We start from the raw sequence: 16,043 nt of genomic DNA, 5'->3' as shown, positions 1-16,043 counted from the left end.
AGCTTCGAGAGGACGTGATCGTCAACGTGCGGCGTTCGTGTGTCGCATCCGGCGCGTTCCCTTCGAGCGCCTTGTGGTTTCTGGACGAATCGGGCTCACGACCGTCATGCATCGCGCGCACGCATGGGTCCCAGCGGCGACGAACGCGTGGAGCGGCGCCCGATCAAAGTGGGCACGAACTCACTGTGCTTGGCGCGATTCGCCTCTCCGGCTGGGTTCAGACATCCACGATGTTCGCGACGATGAACGCCGAGCGGTTCGTGGCGTGGCTCGGGGCAAGCTTCTTCCAGCCTCAATAGCGGCACGTCCTCGTCTGGACAACCTCGCCGCGCTCACGACCCGCGGGTTGCCCGCATCGCGAGCCGACCACGGCACCAAGGTGATGTACCAGCCGACGTACTCTCCCGACCTGAATCCCATCGAGTCCGCGCGGGGGTTTGCTGAAGCAGTTCATTCGCGCCCAGCCTCTGCGCGCCCGCTTCTTGTATGTCGCCTCGCCCAGCGAGCGCGTCGTCGAGTGATTCGGCACCATTGCGAGCGCTGGTTTCGCTACGCTGGATATGCGAATCAACGGTTCTGATCTCCGGGGTTAGCCAGTCCATTCGTCCGAAACGCGCGGCGGAAGGCAGTTCGGGGCAGCAACCCGACTTTCTTGAACGATCCCTGGTGCCATCTCGTGATCTGGCGGCGTATGGCCGGCGAGGGATGATGAGCCGAGCGGCCAGCGCAAGCGAGCCAGTCGCGCGGCGTCAGCAGCTTGCTCAGCTCGTCAACGTCACAGTTGTGCTTGGACCCATGATGGGGGATCACGAAAACGTCCACGCCCCGAAGGCGAACGGGATCCAACCCGGCCGCGAATTCCGCGATCTGCACTGCTGACCGGAGCGGAAGGTCGCCCGTGGACAACCAGTTCAGCCTCCGTGAAGGCTGCCGGCCCACTGCCCTCCAGCAATCCGGATGGCTCGGTCCGGTGCACATGCACAGAGACATGTCATTCGGTGCACGTCCGATCGCACGGTCATACGCGCTCACCAGTCGCTTCCTGAGCGTTTCGCTCCAGACGGCCTCCCTCAACACTGCATCGAAGTTGACCGAGCGTTCTAGGGCGCTGCACACGCGACGTTCGAGGTCGAGCTGCGCTTTCGCGTCGATGCGCGGAGCGTATAGGGCAACGTCCCAGAGGTCTGCGCCCAGTACTCGCAATTTCAGCACGCCGCCAGAACCGATTGCGCCGTCGGCTGCAACATCAGTGGAATGGACGCCGCTGAGCTCCCACCATTGCGCCGCGTGGATCCGTTCAGGTGGCTTCGGTTCGAGAAGGCGCGGGCTACCGTCGTGATCGCCGCGCGCCACGAGGTAAACGCGCCGTGCTCCGCGGTTCCTCAACCAACTGATTGGGCTTACGATGCGCTCGGCGGCATCCGGCCCGTATCCGTCACTCCTGATCTCTCCGACAGCGAGCTGGACGCGCTCGACTGGCGTGAGATACGGCAAGATCACGGCTCCTGCGCCGTTTTTCGCGAGAAGGGCCTCGACGCCATTCACGTGGTCAGAGTCGAGATGCGAGAGAACGAGTATGTCGATTCTTCGGCCCGGGCCATGCTGAAACGTGGCGATCTCGCGTCGCAGCTCTTTTTGGTTGCGCGATCCGCAGTCGTAAACGATGTTGACTTCCTCGTCGAGAGCCTCAAGCGTTCCAGTTAGAAATCCGCCCTGTCCAACAGGGCGTTGGGTGAACACGGCGGTCGCACGTGACATGGGCGCTCCTTGGGCAGTGCCTACTTCATGCCGCGTCCCGGTCTGGCTGGGAGTGCCGACGATTGCACGCGAGATGGCGTCGTATTCCACTAGGAACGCGATCGCCTGCTTGCGTCCGACGCGGTCGCATAACTTGGTCTTCGCCTCCGCGTAGGCCTTCTCCAGCGCTTCGAACAAAACAGCGTCAGTGGCAGAGAGCTCCAGCAGCTCTCCCAGGCGCCAGAGTTCGATTAAGCTGGGAACGCAGCACAGGGGGATGGAGTAGCGAGATGCAATTTCGGGGATAGTAGCCATGAAGTTTCAGGGCGACCTCACGCGGTCAACCGGAAATGGCGGGCCGGCGACACTGTTGCGCGGTGTGGGGCAACGCGGTCCCCCGATCCGTCACAGGCGCCAGTTCTCCGAGGCGAGGCACGCTGCGAGCTGTTGCAGCGGAGACGCGCTCTCGAATCAGCCCTTCGCGGCCGGCTCAACTCCGGCGGACGCCACAGCTACGACCGTGCGCACGAACGCGTTGCCGCGCGCGCGCGCAACGATGCAGAATACGATCGTGATTCCGACAGATGCGGATGCATACAGCGTCGCCATCCGTGCGGTCGGCATCGCTGAGTACACGAGGATGCATCCTAAGCAGCCCAGTACGATGGAGACCCAAGTCAAGTCGCGAAAGAGCAGCCACTCGAAGTGCGTCTGTCGCACCGACGGGTCGCTCTCGTTGGCGCGGTAGAGCCGATACCATACTCTATTCTGCTCGGCCGGATCGTTAGGGAGTTCACCGCCGACCAGCGCACGCACACGGACCGGATCGATACGGGGGTCGCCCGAGATGAGTGCGCTGAACACGCGCGTGCCGGGCTCAGGATAGCGGCGTGTCAGGTAAACGATGGACGTCTTCGTTCCGTGGTCAACGACACCGTTCAGAGCCATCGCGGCGACTGCGACAACCGCGGCGATTGCGGCTTTGGTCCAGTCGATCCCTCCGGCCGAGTTGAGTGCAGACTCCGCGATCGCGGGCGTGCCGTGCACAACCCAAGCTCCCGTTGCGGCGTATGCGAATGCATAAGCTGCGACCAGCGCGATCGAGACGCGTTTTAGCGAGTTCGACACTCGGTGGACCGTATCACTGGCGTCACGATGATGACGCTCGCATGACAGTCTCGGCGTGCCTCTCGAGTGTGCTCAATCACCCGTGAGGGTGATTGACGCGAGACGGTGGGTGCGGTCCACTTCCGCGGGCGTGACCGATGATTTCGGGCGCGCCAGGCTCCCCTCCTGTTCCTCGGTAGCTAAACCTACGAAGAGCACGAGCGGCGCGGCGCGCTTAGGCGGCGCAACCCGTGTTGCGACGCGCGTTGCGTCGATGGCCCGGATGGATCGCACAACGATCGCTCAGGAGGTATCGCATGACCACCCGCACGCTTCCCGACAAGGGATTCGTTTTTTGGCCAGTGGGCACCGGCGACAGCGCGACGATCGCGATCGACAAGAGCACGGTGGTGCAGGTCGACGTCAATCACCTTGAGAAAGCCGAAGGCGATGACGACCCGTCGCTTCCGATCGTCGACGAGCTCGTGCAGATGCTGCCTAAGAAGAACGGCCGGCCGTACCTGTCGCTCTTTGTGCTCACGCACCCTGATACTGATCACTGCCGAGGCTTCGCCGAGTTGCAGAAGAAGGTCGGCATCGGCGAGCTGTGGTTCACGCCTCGCGTGTTTACCGAGTACAAGGGTGACCTCGGCGACGATGCCAGGGCGTTCCAGACCGAGGCGAAACGACGCGTCAAAGCTACCATCGACGCCAAGGGCACGGTCCCGGCGGGCGACCGCGTGCGCATCATCGGGTACCACGAGGTACTGCAGGAGAGCGACTACAAGGGCTTCCCTGAGGCCCGGCTCACGATCCCTGGGAATGCGGTCACTGAGATCGACGGCGCCGACCTCTCGGCGACATTCCGGGCGTTCGTGCACGCGCCGTTCAAAGACGATATCGCGAGCGAGCGCAACGACTCCTGCGTCGGGCTGCAGATTAGTCTATTCGACGGCGAGGCGGTCGGGCGCGCGCTGCTCTTCGGCGATCTCTGCTACCCGACCGTGAAAGCGATCTTCGACCGAAGCAGTGAAGAAGATCTCAAGTGGAACATCCTCCTTGCGCCGCACCACTGTTCGAAGTCCGTCATGTTCTGGGGGGAGAGCGAAGACGACGAGGAAGTACTGCAGCAGGATCTCCTCGACGTGCTCGAGCAGGCCGCTCAGCCCGATGGCTACGTCGTGGTGAGTTCGCACTGCATCCCGGAGAAAAACGAGCCCGGCGACAACCCGCCACACGCGATCGCGAAGGAGCAGTACGAAATCATCGCCCCTAATGGAGTCCTGTGCACGATGGAGTATCCGAACTCCGAGGATCCGACCGTGATGGTGTTCACGATGACTGCAAGCGGTCTATCCTTGGCGGGAGCGGCAACGTCCACGAAAGCGCACGACGGCGCCTCGCAGCTGAAGTCCGACATCGACGCTGCGCGCGGTGCGCCGGAGCCGTCCCGCGATCGCGTGGGGTTCGGAGCGGCGCGCTGAAACCGTATGGGGCTTCAGCCGCACGACGAGGCGCTCCAGCAGCTCCGCGATATCGAGGACGCCTCGAACGGCCGGTTCCGCGTCCGCCGGAGCTGGGTTCCGGATCCGCGCACGCTGTGCGTGGATCTCGCCGTTTGGTGCGGCGGGTTCGAGCGCCGGGCCGGGGGGCTGCCGATCCGGAATCGAGAACGGTTCACGATCTCGATCCCGGACGATTTCCCGTTCGTGCCACCCAGCGTGTGTGCAGCCCACGATCGCTTCGCCGGATTCGGGCACGTTCAGTGGAAGCGCTCGCTCTGCCTCTACCAATCGACCGAGAGCGAGTGGTCTCCGCGCGATGGCATGTTCGGGTTCCTTACGCGGCTTGTGGATTGGCTTTCGCATGGGGCGCGCGGCGAGTTCGAGCCCGAAGGCGCTCCGCTCCACCCGCCGGTCGCGTACCAGCGGTCGGGCATCACCGTGATTCCGCGGATCGATACACCCGCGCCGAACGGCGCGCCGTGGATCGGCCTCGCGCAGGTGAACGTCGTTCACGAGGCGCGGGTCGACCTGGTCGGCTGGTGCTCGCTTGAGGAAACCCCTGCGAGCGGGCTGCAAGCCGGCGCCGCCATCCTGCTCGATACGTCGATGCCGTATGAGTACCCCGCGAAGGTCTCGGATCTCTTCGGACTGCTTGAAGCGCGTGGCGTTACCGCGCGATTTCGCCCGCTGTTCACCGCGGCTACGCGCAACGCTTACGGGACTCCACTCTACGTCATCGTCGGCACGCCCATGCGGGGCGTCAGCGGCGCGCGTCAACTCGAGCAGCACGTTGCTGCGTGGCGTGTCGACGCGGCATTCGCTGACAAGCTCCGGGCGCTTCTCGAGGTGGCAGCGCTTGACGATCCCGCTTTTCGCGAGATCGAGGACGCACTGCTTCAGAGCGTCGCGTCCTGGGCCGCTGAGGCGAAGATCGAGTGGGCGACTGTCCGAGAGGCGCGGCCCGCAGTGACCCGCCGGCGCGATGAGCACGCGCCGATGAACTACTTTGCCGGCAAGGCGGTCGCGGTCTGGGGCTGCGGCGCGCTCGGAGGTCACATCGCGGAGTTGCTCGCACGAGCTGGCGTTCGCCGACTCGTGCTCCGTGACCGGTCAACGGTCGCGCCGGGAGTTCTCGTTCGCCAGCCCTTTGAGGATCTCGATATCGGGCGCCACAAAGCGGAGCTCGTCGCGGCGCGCGTGGCGCGGATTGACCCGTCGATCGTGGTGGAACCGCACCGCGCGGAACTCTTGGTCGACCCGCTCGATTGTGATGACTGGACCGACGGAACCGACGTAGTCGTTGACGCCAGCGCCAGCCTCGCGGTGCTCGAGAAGGTGGAGCTGCGCCGCGCAGCATCGGTACGCCGCGTACCCCTGGTGAACCTCGTGGTGGATGGCGGGGCGGAGCGCGCGCTCCTGACGATCGCGCGAGCCGAGCACACTGGAGCCGCAGGAGACGTCGCGCGCCGAGCGAAGCTCGCCGCGTGCGCTCGTCGTGAGCTCCGTGATTTCGCCGATGCGTTCTGGCCGGTCGTGCGCGCGCCGGTTTTCCAGCCCGAGCCCGGATGCTCCGCGAGCACGTTCCGGGGCTCGGCGGCAGACCTCGTCGGGCTCGCCGCAACCGGTCTGAACCTCGCCGCAGTGAGCTTGTCCGACCCTGCGCCTGACGCGACCGCCTGCGCCCACTTCATCGCGCAGCCCCACGTGCGGTCCCCACCGGGCTGCGTTCGCCACGCCTGCGTTGTCTGGCCGGCCGATGTCATCTGCGATGATGCGGTATCCGGGTACCAGATCCGTATCGCGGCCGGAGCTTGGCGTGAACTCGCAGGGTGGACCGTGCGATCGGCACGCGTCCACGGACCGAGTATCGAGACCGGAGGCATCCTCTTCGGCGAGAGAAATGACGCGTGCCGCGTCATCTGGGTTGATGAGATTCTCGGACCGCCGCCTGACAGCCGCGCGCGCGCCGATGTGTTCGAGTGTGGCGTCGAAGGCGTCCTTGCCGCTTGCGCCGAGAAACGCGCCCGCACGCGCCGATCGGTTGAGTACATCGGCATGTGGCACACGCATCCCGACGCGAAGCCAATTCCGAGCGCCACGGATCGAGAGGGAATGGCGCGTCTCACGAGCCTCGCGGGCACGAGAACGCAGAAAGCGCTCCTCGTAATCCTGGGCACGTCCGCGGGCCGTCCCGCAAGTCACGGGGCATACCTTTTTTCGCGGGCCGACTTCGTGCCATGACAACCGAACTTCGACCCGCGCAGGACCCGACAGCGGAGAGCGGCACCGTCGTCGTGTCCCCAGCCCCTCCAAGGCAGATCGGGCTCGCTCTGTCGGGCGGCGGCGCCCGCGCGATGGCTTTCCACCTGGGGTGCCTTCGCGCGCTGCACGATCGAGGGATCCTGGAACAGGTTCGCGTGCTTTCGACGGTCTCCGGGGGCTCCGTCATCGGCGCGATGTACGCGTACAGTGACGACGACTTTGAGGCTTTCGACGCGCGCGTGGTGAACGTGCTGCGACGCGGGCTCGCGGGCTCAATCCTGTCTCGAGTCCTGTCTCCCACCGATCTCGTCGCGTCCTTCTTCACGTCGCTCTCGGCATCCGTTCTCGCGCTTGGTGCGGACATCTTGCGAGTGGTGGCCGGCCGATTCTCGAGGCGGGTGCGCCGGATGCAGCCGCCGCTTCGACGCTGGCACAGCAGGACGACGTCGTTCGAGCGGAGTCTCGACGCGCTCATCTTCGGCAAGGCGCGGATGAGCGACGTGAAGCGAAGAACCCGACACGGCGCCCTCGACGTTTTCATAAACGCAACCGAGCTCCGCACCGGAACCGCCTTCCGGTTCGCAAGTGACGTCGTCGGTTCGCGTCGTCACGGCACGATCACGGCCGCGAGCGTTCCGGTGAGCCTTGGGGTCGCTGCGTCGGCGGCGTACCCGGTGTTCCTTCCCGCGCTCGATTGCGAGATGGAGTTAACGACGAAAGGCGGCGAGACGAAACGCCAGCGCGTGCTGCTCACGGACGGCGGCGTCTACGACAACCTCGGCACGGCCCCGATGGAACCTGATCGAGACCCGAGCGTGAGCGCGCACATCGCCCGACCCGACTATATCATCGCGTGCGACGCCGGAGCGGGTGTCGTGGAGGGCAAATCGATCCCGTACTGGTGGCTCACGCGAATGACGGCCGCGTTCGAGACGGTGTTCCGGCGCGTGCAGAACGACACGCGCAACCGGCTGCACCGCCACGCGTCGGACGGGCGCATAAAGGGGATGGTCATGCCGTATCTCGGACAGGACGACGCTCGGTTGCCGTGGGCGCCGCCCGATCTCGTCGCGCGCCGGTGCGTCATTGATTATCCGACTGACTTCTCGCCCATGTCGGAGGAGAACGTTCGGCTCCTCACGCGCCGGGGCGAGCAGCTTACCCGAGTCCTTCTCATGCACTACATGCATGATATCTGAGGTGAATACCACTTTAGAGCTGATCGCAGTGGAGTTCATTAGTTTCGACGTTGGCCAGGGCAACTTCGGGGTCCTCCGAGGACCGAGCGAAGCCATTGTCTTCGACACGCACGTGCCGCCGCGCGGCGGACGGGAGGAGTTCGTCAAGCGCGCTCTTGCAAAGGCGGTCGAAGGACTGAGCGTCCGAGGGCTCGTCTTGACGGGTTTCGACGCCGATCACGCGGATGTACGCGGTGTCGCCTGGGTTCTGCGCAGGTACCAACCGACATGGGTGATGTACCCGACGTACTTCAAGGAGACCGCGGAAGCCTCAGCTGTGTTTCGCGTCATTCGCGGCGAGCAGCGCGACCGAAAGTCCTCACGTTCTCCGCTGGTCGCCGTGTCGGTGCGCATCGACCAGGACCCGGTGCTCTCGGAGCTCTCGGATGATTTCGCGTTCGAGGCATTCAGTCCTCACCATGAGGACATGGATACGTCGAACAACAGCTCGCTCGTCGTGAAGGTCGAACGGTCCGGCCTGTCGCTGAGCTCGTTCAAGGTGCTGGTTCCCGGTGACACCGAGGCTACACGATGGGACGCAATGGCCCGCCTCTTCCGCGGCCGCCTTCGTGCCGACCTTCTTATCGCGCCGCACCACGGATCGAACCACGGACTTACCCAGGATGCGCTGCATCGCATTCGACCGAGCCACGTCCACATCAGCTGCGGCCGCAACAATCAATACGGCCACCCTGGAGCGAACACGGTTGCACTCCTGAAGCAACAGGGTTGTAGTACCTTCTGCACTGCCGTCCACGGCTCGCTTGCCACGACCGGTGGAATCCTCGGCATGAAGACGCGGAAATGGACGCCGGCGTGAGCGCTCATCGCGAGGCTTCGCCGTTGCCTACTTGCGCCATGCCGCCGTTCGTCAGTCGCAGTCGCCTTCGTGGCGATGAGGCCGGCACTGCGCCAGGATCGTGCTCTGTGCGCGAGCTTGATCCTGTGTGGAGTGGCACTTGAACGGCACCTGAACGTTGACGAGGACGCGCGCGTCGCGAAACTCTTGCGACTCCACACAAGCCGACGGCGTGAGCTGCGGCGGGCCCCCGCGATCGGCGAGGTCGGCGGCGCGCTCCGAACCGCCGAGCGAGAGGATGCGGACGGCGCGCTCGCGATGCGTGAGGCAATCGCCGCGGGCGCTTGAGGAACTCGAACGCGCGCATACGCGAACTCAGTACACGGCGGTAGTTCGGGCGACGGCTCGGACCGACGACCGAAGACGATCCCGCCGCGTGTGTCTTCGGTCGTACCCCGAGCCCCAGCGCTACTGACCGACGCCTCCGGTCGCCTGCCAGCCCTTCCACGTGGGTTCGAGCGAAACGTGGGAGAGCTTGTAGAGGGGCGTATAGAACTTGCCCGCCTGCTCATCCATCTTCGGCCATTTGATCAGGCCACCACTCTCTCGCGTCCAGCTGAACTTCGTCGCGGCGTTCCAATCGATGTCGGCCGCCTTGCCCTTTCCGTCCACCTCGATGGAAAACGACGAGTGGTCGGCGCGAGACATGATCATAGCGAGCTGCTTCGTACGGACTACCGTCGTGACTACCCGGTACCGCCCGTGGTTCCACCACTTCGCGTCCTCGTTCGACAGCTTCGCGCGCCGAACGAGCTCATCCATGATCTCAGCGGTGTTTTCCATTCGGAATGTTTGGCGGCCCGAGAGATACATCCAGAACTGGTTGCTTCTGCGGAACGCGATCTTCACTCCGGCATTGACCGCGAGACTCACCTCTCCGGTTGGCATTACGAATTTCATTCCCGCCTCGAAACTCTCCGACCGGGCCTCGTGGGACATGAGGAAGTTATCGACACTCGGACCCGAGCCATCCTCCTCGACAGCCGGCATGTCGGGGAGGTCACGGAGATTTCCTGCGTATCGCAGGACTTTCCCGTCCCAGAGGCCGTAATCGCCGAGTTCCCACGTGTCTGCCGGATCGGGTTCGCCGAAATACGCGGTGTCCGTGCGGACCGCTTCGCAGAAGTACTGCTCCAGTCTGTTCTCCATCTGTCCCTCCACGCGTTGGTAGGCGTCGTGCTGCTCGGTACGATCGCGTGGAGCAGACCGCAGGCGAATCACCCGTGCGGGTGGTGCGACCATTCAGCACTGGTCCGACAGGAAGGAGCTTCGCGATGAGCAACTGAAAGTCGGAAGCGTCGTCCAGCGGGTGCGAATCCCGCCTCGGAACGTCGAGCCCGACGACCGGGAAGCGAGCCTTGCGATCGACGCGGTAACGCGTCGGGCGATGCGTAGGTACGCGAGCGTTCGAGCCGTGGAGTCAGCGCCGAAATGGGGCGATTCCGGGTGCCCAGGGTTTCACCCGACCTGAAGGCGACGGTGTCCGATCCGCGATTGGGCGAGGAGACGACACACCCGGCGGAGTGTGAGAGACCACGGCGTGACGAAAGAGGCCGGCCCAGTGACCTGGGAGACCCGCGCTCCCCGCGCGCAACCATGCCGGTGCGAAGGGACCCGGTGACCAATCCCGGCGAGAGCCCCGAGCTCTCCGCGACGATCGTCGGTGTCGGCGAGATCCATCGCGATTAACAAACCAGCGGACACGCGCAGCGGTAGGCCGAAGGCGAGGGAGACCACAGCCGAGGCCGAAGGATACGCGGGAGTCGGAGGACTGCGTAGTAGCGACGACGTCGGGGAACAGCGAGGCAAGCTGGACCGGATGGAGCGAAGGCGGTCCGTGTCGAGGACGAGCTTTCGGAGGGAACCATGGCCGACGCACCGACGGCGGCGAATCACATGTCACCCGGACTTCGGAAGGTAGCGGAGCTGGCAGAGCGAGATCCTCAATTGCAGTTCCGCACGCTGGCCCATTGATCGATGAAGCTGCGCTGCATCGCGCGTTCGAGCGAATCCGCAAGGACGTGGCGATCGGCGTCGATGGCGTTACCAAGGATGCGTACGCGAAGGAACTGGATACGCGGATCCAGGACCTGCACGGGAGGTTGAAGACGAAGCTGTACCGTCACCAACCGATCCGTCGCGTCCACAATCCGAAAGCGCCGGGCAAGACGCGCGCGATCGGTATCTCGTGTATCGAGGACAAGATCCGGCGCCGGAGCATCTCCTTCAGCATCTCGCGATCGATGCTGTCGAAGAAGGACTCGATGTCTGCTTCCAGCACCCAAGCCGCCTCGCCGGTCCACAGGATCCGATTCAGCTCACGCAGCGCATGGTGCGCGCTGCGCCCCGGCCGGAAGCCATACGAACAGGGCAAGAAGTCCTGCTCGTGGATCGCCTCCAGCAACTCGCGTAGCGCGCCCTGAACGATCGGCGACGAGTCGCTGACGCGGCTCGTCGGAAAGTGTCTTCACGTGGGCGTGCTCGACGGCGCGGAATACTCCGAGCCGGACGAGGGAACGGCGCAGGGCTCGATCCTGTCGCCGCTGCTCGGCAACATCTATCTGCATCACGTGCTCGACGCGTGGTTCGAGGCGGAAGTGAAGCCTCGACTGCGCGGTCGCGCGACGCTCAATCGCTATGCAGATGACTTCGTCATCTGCTTCGAGCGGAAGGACGACGCCGAGCGCGTGATGAAGGTGATCGAGCAGCGGATGCAGAAGTTTGGACTCCGGCTCCATCCCGACAAGACGCGCCTATTTCCCTTCGAGAAGCCGCCGCGCAATACGGACGATCGAAAGGGAGCGAGCACCTTTGACTTCCTCGGGTTCACGCTGTTCTGGCGTCGATCCCACACGGGAGCGTGGGCGCTCGGGATGAAGACGCGCCGTGCGCGCCTATCACGGGCATTCGTGTCCGTGGCGGAGTGGTGTCGGAGCCACCGACATCTCCCTGTCGAGGCGCAGCACAAGGCGCTTTGTCGCAGACTGAATGGGCACATCAACTACTTCGGCGTGAATGGCAACCTGGCCAGCTTGGCGCGGCTACTTCAATGGACGCGACGCGTCTGGCACAAGTGGCTCGACCGTCGAAGTCAACGATCGCGAATGACATGGGCGCGCTTCGACCAGCTGTTGAATCGCCTCCCGTTGCCGCGAGCGACATTCGTGTTCAAATCTGGCTCACGGCTTAGTGAGACGACCTCGGCGGAAGAGCCGGATGGTGGAAATCTCCTTGTCCGGTTCTGGTGGGGGCCCGGGCTGAGCGATCAGCCCGGGCTACCCGACACTTCTGTTCGTTCATCACCAGCAGGTGCCGCGCGCGGCCGCGGCGACGAGCGCCAGACCTGCCTTAGACGATCCACCCTGGTTCGCCACCGACCGCGACGCGAGCACCTTGGGGCATCCAGTGCCGGATCTGAATCCGACACTCCTTGCCCTTGAGAAGGACGCGCCAATCTCCGGATCCGTCGTCGCGGAGGAGGGTGGCGCGGTCTTCCGATCGAGCCCCCCTCACAAAGCTTCGGTCGGTAGCGGGGTGCTCTTGGACTAAGGCCGTCGGGCGGGCCGGCTCGACCAAGACGCCCGGCTCAGCCCAGGCGCGGCCCTCTCGGAAAGCACTCACTGCCGGTGTTCAGCCTGAAGGGACCACCTTCGGGCGCGATTTCCAGCCTGAAGGGACCACCTGGTTTTCAGGGTCATGGGACCGACCCGCGAGGGGCGTGCCCCTGATTTTCAGGGTCATGGGACCACCCGATTTTCAGGGTCATGGGACCGCCTTCATGACCTCGAGACCGAGCGGTTCGAGCCGAGCGACCGGAGCGTGAAACGACCGACCCTCCTGCGCGCCGACGTGGGGCAGCGCGCAGGGGGTGCCGGTGAGCTTCCGGGAGCTGACGATGATCGAAGTACGAGAGATCGTGCGCCGCTGGCAGGCCGCACAGCGTGTGCGCGAGGTCGCACGCGAGACGGGACTGGATCGGAAGACGGTGCGCCGCTACTTCGCGGTGCTCGATGCGCTGGGCGTGTCGCGCGACACCGAGCTCGACGATGCGCTCGTGCACCAGGTCGCGTCGCGAGTGCAGACGCGCGCGCTTCCTGAGCCGAGCGTCGAGCGCGAGATGCTGATGGAGCATCGCGATCGCATCGCCGCGTGGCTCACGCAGACGAAGCCGCTGCGACTGACGAAGGTGCACGTGCTGCTCGCGCGCGACCACGGCGTCGACGTGAGCTACGCGACGCTGCGCCGCTTCGCGATCGACGAGCTGAGCTGGCGGATGAAGAAGCCGACGGTGCGTGTGGTCGACGCGCCGCCTGCAGAAGAAGCCCAGGTCGACTTCGGCAAGATGGGCGACGTCTACGACCCGGCAGCGGGTCGCGTGCGCGCGCTCTACGTGCTCGTCGTGACGCTCTGCTTCAGCCGCTACCAGTTCGTGTGGCCGACGTGGGATCAGACGACGGCGACGGTCTGCGAAGGGCTCGACGCGGCGTGGCAGTTCTTCGGCGGCGTCGTGCAGCGCATCGTGCCGGACAACGCATCGTCGATGGTCTCCAAGGCCGACGCGATCGGGCCCACGATCGTCGACGCGTTCGCCGACTATGCGCAGGCGCGCGGACTCTTCGTCGACGCGGCGCGCGTGCGTCAGCCGAAGGACAAGGGCCGCGTCGAGAATCAGATCGCGTACGTGCGCGAGAGCTGGTTCGCCGGTGAGCAGTTCGACGATCTCGAGCACGCGCGTCGAGATGCGGCAGCGTGGTGCCGCGACGTCGCCGGCGCGCGTGTGCACGGCACGACGCGCGAGGTGCCGCGCGACCTCTTCGAGCGTGAGGAGCGATCACTCCTCGGCCCTGCGCCTACCGAGCGATTCGACGTGCCGCACTGGTCCGACGCGAAGGTGCATCCCGACCATCACGTGCAGGTGCTCAAGTCGCTCTACTCCGTGCCGACGCGCTTCATCGGCAAGAAGGTCCGCGTGCGCGCCGACAGTCGCATGGTGCGGATCTATCTCGGCACCGAGCTCATCAAGACGCACCCGCGCGTCGCGGCGGGCAAGCGGTCGACCGACCCGAACGACTATCCGCAGGGCGTCGGCGAGCTCGCGATGAGGAGCGTCGATGCGCTGCTCGCGCGCGCGAAGCAGCGCGGCGCGAACGTCGGTCGCTACGCGGAGCGACTGCTCGGCGGGCCGCTGCCGTGGACGACGATGAGGCAGGGCTACGAGCTCGTGCGGCTCTGCGATCGCTACGGCGAGGCGCGTGTCGACGCGGTGTGCGCGCGTGCGCTCGAGTTCGATGTGATCGACGTACCTCGCATCGCGCGAATGCTGAAGCTCGCGATCGCCGGCGAGGAGCGCGCGCACGACGAAGGCAAGCTGCATCGTCTCTCGAGCGGTGGCGCGCCCCGCTTCGCGCGAGGCGCCGATCTCTTCGCGACGAAGAAGGAGGGCGAGCGATGAAGACGCTGCCGTCGATCTCGCCCGAGCTGAAGAAGGTGCTCAAGAAGCTGAAGCTCGGTCCGATCATCGCGACGCTGCCCGATCGCATGGCGCTCGCGGAGATGCAGAAGCTCTCGCTCGAAGAGACTCTGCTGCTCGTGCTCTCGGACGAGATCGCTCGTCGTGAGAGCAGCGCGTGCGCGCGACGCGCTGCGAAGGCGGGCCTCGATCCGGACATGACTCTCGAGCGCTGGGACTCGAGCGCAAAGGTCCGATACGACAAGCGCGTGCTCGCGGAGCTGACGAGCCTTCGCTTCATCGAGGCGAGCAAGAACGCGGTGATCCTCGGGCCGGTCGGGGTCGGCAAGACGTTTCTCGCGAGCGCGCTCGGCCACATCGCGTGCCGGCACGGCTACAACGTGATCTTCACGCGCGCCGACGCGATGCTCAGGCGGCTCAAGCAGAGCCGTCTCGACAACTCGCGCGACGCGGTGATGACGGAGCTGTCGACGATCGATCTGCTCGTCGTCGACGACTTCGCGCTCGAGCCCATGACGCGCGACGAGAGCCGAGACGTTTATCAGCTCTTCGTCGAGCGCTCGGGCCGCGCATCGACGATCGTCACGAGCAACCGAGACACCTCGGAGTGGCTCGCAGCATTCGACGAGGTGCTGCTCGCGCAGAGCGCGGTCGATCGCTTCATCCACAACGCCTTCGACCTGGTCGTCGAGGGCGAATCCTATCGCGCGAGGCTCAAGCCGAAGGTCAGCGACGACGACCCTCCGCCGTCCTCGCCGGTCGAGAAGAAGACGCTGATCGGAAAGCGCCGCTGACGCGGCGTACGTCGGCGCGCTACGCGCGCCTCCGCTGTCTCGACACGAGCGAGACGGATCGCGCATCCTGCATCCGGTCGCTCGACTTCCCCCTGGTCCCATGACCCTGAAAACAGGGCGGTCGCTTCAGGGTGAAGACCGGCAGCACTCACCGCATTCTTGGTGGGATCTTCCTCGTCCATCGGACCGAGGGTCGCATCGGTGCACGCCGCAGGCGAGGCGTAGCTACACGAACGCTGGAGCCCGTGCGGGGCCGCTGGGCGTCAACAAGAGCGTGGAGCCCGATGGCTCGTCGAATTCTGGACGAAGCTCGCGGAGAGGACCCAGACCCTCCGCTCGTGGGGCATCCGTGGCGCTCCGATCGTCATCATGCGGGGCCCGAATGGCCAACGCTCAAATCGCAACCGCGACGCCGGCTTCGCGCATCGCGTCCTCAAGACGCTTGCGTTCGGGGGCGCCTCGACGGCCCACCGTCGCGAGCGCGGACAGCCGCGCGCTGGGCGAGAAGTGTCGTCGCCAAGCGTGTCACCGGTCCGTCCGCGTCGGAGTGCCGGGGCGGCGTGGCGAGCTCGACGATCGCCGCTCCGGCAATCGCAGGTGCCGACGGAGTCAGCAGATGCCCGATCGCAGCGTGCGCGACCCTGGCCGCCTCGAGGTCGCCGACGGCCACCGCTTCCACCATCGACGAGCTCAGAGAGGCAATCATCCGGGTACGCGGCGAGGTGCCGTCCAAGTGGGGCGAGGCGGGGCTGAGGTGGGACGAGCCGTCGTGGCCCGTCGCATCCGTATCTCGAATCCCTTGCGAATCCGACGTCTCTCGCGCGCCTGCGCAGGCCGAGCCGATTGAAAATCCCCGTTGAATCGAGGATCCCTCAGCGTCCTGACGATGCACGATGTGATCGCGCGGCACTCGACGGCGGATCTCCGCTCGCCGCCGCCGTCGGACCGTTCCCCACGATCGCAAAGAGATGCGAGCTCGAAAGGATTCCTGTCCTATCGGTGCGCTTCGAGCGCGGCGATTGCGACGTCGAGGGCTGCGCGCGTGGCGTCGTCGGTCGTCGCGGTCCGAAG

Annotated in this window: 11 protein-coding genes; 8 read left to right on the top strand and 3 right to left on the bottom strand. The window is 65.3% G+C overall.

The features are described 5' to 3' along the window. Positions 1–567 precede the first annotated feature (567 nt). Together DB32_RS44655 and DB32_RS35030 are read right to left on the bottom strand one after the other, a co-directional pair. Positions 568–1,935 (bottom strand): MBL fold metallo-hydrolase, encoded by a 1,368-nt coding sequence (locus DB32_RS44655; RefSeq protein ID WP_169791659.1) that lies wholly within the window; start codon positions 1,933–1,935, stop codon positions 568–570. Positions 1,936–2,208: 273 nt separating this feature from the next. Further along, a complete protein-coding gene (locus tag DB32_RS35030) occupies positions 2,209–2,865 on the bottom strand; it encodes a hypothetical protein (RefSeq protein WP_157069748.1) in 657 nt (218 codons plus the stop codon). Positions 2,866–3,161: 296 nt separating this feature from the next. Between DB32_RS35030 and DB32_RS35025 the strand changes: the two genes are divergently transcribed. From DB32_RS35025 to DB32_RS35010, 4 genes are read left to right on the top strand one after another with little or no spacing between them, the layout of a single operon-like run. Continuing rightward, complete coding sequence (locus tag DB32_RS35025) at positions 3,162–4,328, top strand: ComEC/Rec2 family competence protein (protein ID WP_053237012.1); 1,167 nt, start codon at positions 3,162–3,164, stop codon at positions 4,326–4,328. 6 nt (positions 4,329–4,334) lie between these two features. Continuing rightward, the gene (locus DB32_RS35020) at positions 4,335–6,590 is read left to right on the top strand and encodes a ThiF family adenylyltransferase (RefSeq protein WP_053237011.1); all 2,256 of its coding nucleotides are present in this window, start codon (positions 4,335–4,337) and stop codon (positions 6,588–6,590) included. Positions 6,591–6,643: 53 nt separating this feature from the next. Then, a complete protein-coding gene (locus DB32_RS35015) occupies positions 6,644–7,810 on the top strand; it encodes a patatin-like phospholipase family protein (RefSeq protein WP_420820945.1) in 1,167 nt (388 codons plus the stop codon). A 1-nt stretch (position 7,811) separates the two neighbouring features. Beyond that, the gene (locus DB32_RS35010; RefSeq protein WP_169791658.1) at positions 7,812–8,669 is read left to right on the top strand and encodes a ComEC/Rec2 family competence protein; all 858 of its coding nucleotides are present in this window, start codon (positions 7,812–7,814) and stop codon (positions 8,667–8,669) included. Positions 8,670–9,116: 447 nt separating this feature from the next. On the opposite strand, the gene DB32_RS35000 is transcribed toward DB32_RS35010, so the two are convergent. After that, positions 9,117–9,857 (bottom strand): hypothetical protein, encoded by a 741-nt coding sequence (locus DB32_RS35000; RefSeq protein ID WP_157069747.1) that lies wholly within the window; start codon positions 9,855–9,857, stop codon positions 9,117–9,119. 821 nt (positions 9,858–10,678) lie between these two features. On the opposite strand from DB32_RS35000, the gene DB32_RS50385 reads away from it, so the two are divergent. The 4 genes from DB32_RS50385 (at position 10,679) to istB (ending at position 14,972) form a co-directional block, all read left to right on the top strand. Next, entirely contained in the window at positions 10,679–11,131 is a 453-nt protein-coding gene (locus DB32_RS50385) for a hypothetical protein (protein ID WP_476707530.1), read from the top strand. Between the two features lie 48 nt (positions 11,132–11,179). Continuing rightward, entirely contained in the window at positions 11,180–12,148 is a 969-nt protein-coding gene (locus DB32_RS44650; RefSeq protein ID WP_075097699.1) for a reverse transcriptase domain-containing protein, read from the top strand. A gap of 455 nt (positions 12,149–12,603) precedes the next feature. Continuing rightward, the gene (gene istA, locus DB32_RS34985; protein WP_157069319.1) at positions 12,604–14,160 is read left to right on the top strand and encodes an IS21 family transposase; all 1,557 of its coding nucleotides are present in this window, start codon (positions 12,604–12,606) and stop codon (positions 14,158–14,160) included. Continuing rightward, entirely contained in the window at positions 14,157–14,972 is an 816-nt protein-coding gene (istB, locus tag DB32_RS34980; protein ID WP_053234869.1) for an IS21-like element helper ATPase IstB, read from the top strand. The genes istA and istB overlap by 4 nt, the downstream gene beginning before the upstream one ends. The last annotated feature ends 1,071 nt before the right edge of the window (positions 14,973–16,043 follow it).

Origin of the sequence: Sandaracinus amylolyticus, from assembly GCF_000737325.1 — a bacterium.
Lineage (GTDB): Bacteria > Myxococcota_A > Polyangia > Polyangiales > Sandaracinaceae > Sandaracinus > Sandaracinus amylolyticus.
This window is presented reverse-complemented; position numbering and strand designations above follow the sequence as displayed.

Bases quoted from the DNA above. Each gene is read 5' to 3' on its own strand.
- DB32_RS35025 (WP_053237012.1), top strand. From the start codon at position 3,162: ATGACCACCCGCACGCTTCCCGACAAGGGATTCGTTTTTTGGCCAGTG.
- DB32_RS35020 (WP_053237011.1), top strand. From the start codon at position 4,335: ATGGGGCTTCAGCCGCACGACGAGGCGCTCCAGCAGCTCCGCGATATC.
- DB32_RS35000 (WP_157069747.1), bottom strand. From the start codon at position 9,857: ATGGAGAACAGACTGGAGCAGTACTTCTGCGAAGCGGTCCGCACGGAC.
- istA (WP_157069319.1), top strand. From the start codon at position 12,604: ATGATCGAAGTACGAGAGATCGTGCGCCGCTGGCAGGCCGCACAGCGT.
- istB (WP_053234869.1), top strand. From the start codon at position 14,157: ATGAAGACGCTGCCGTCGATCTCGCCCGAGCTGAAGAAGGTGCTCAAG.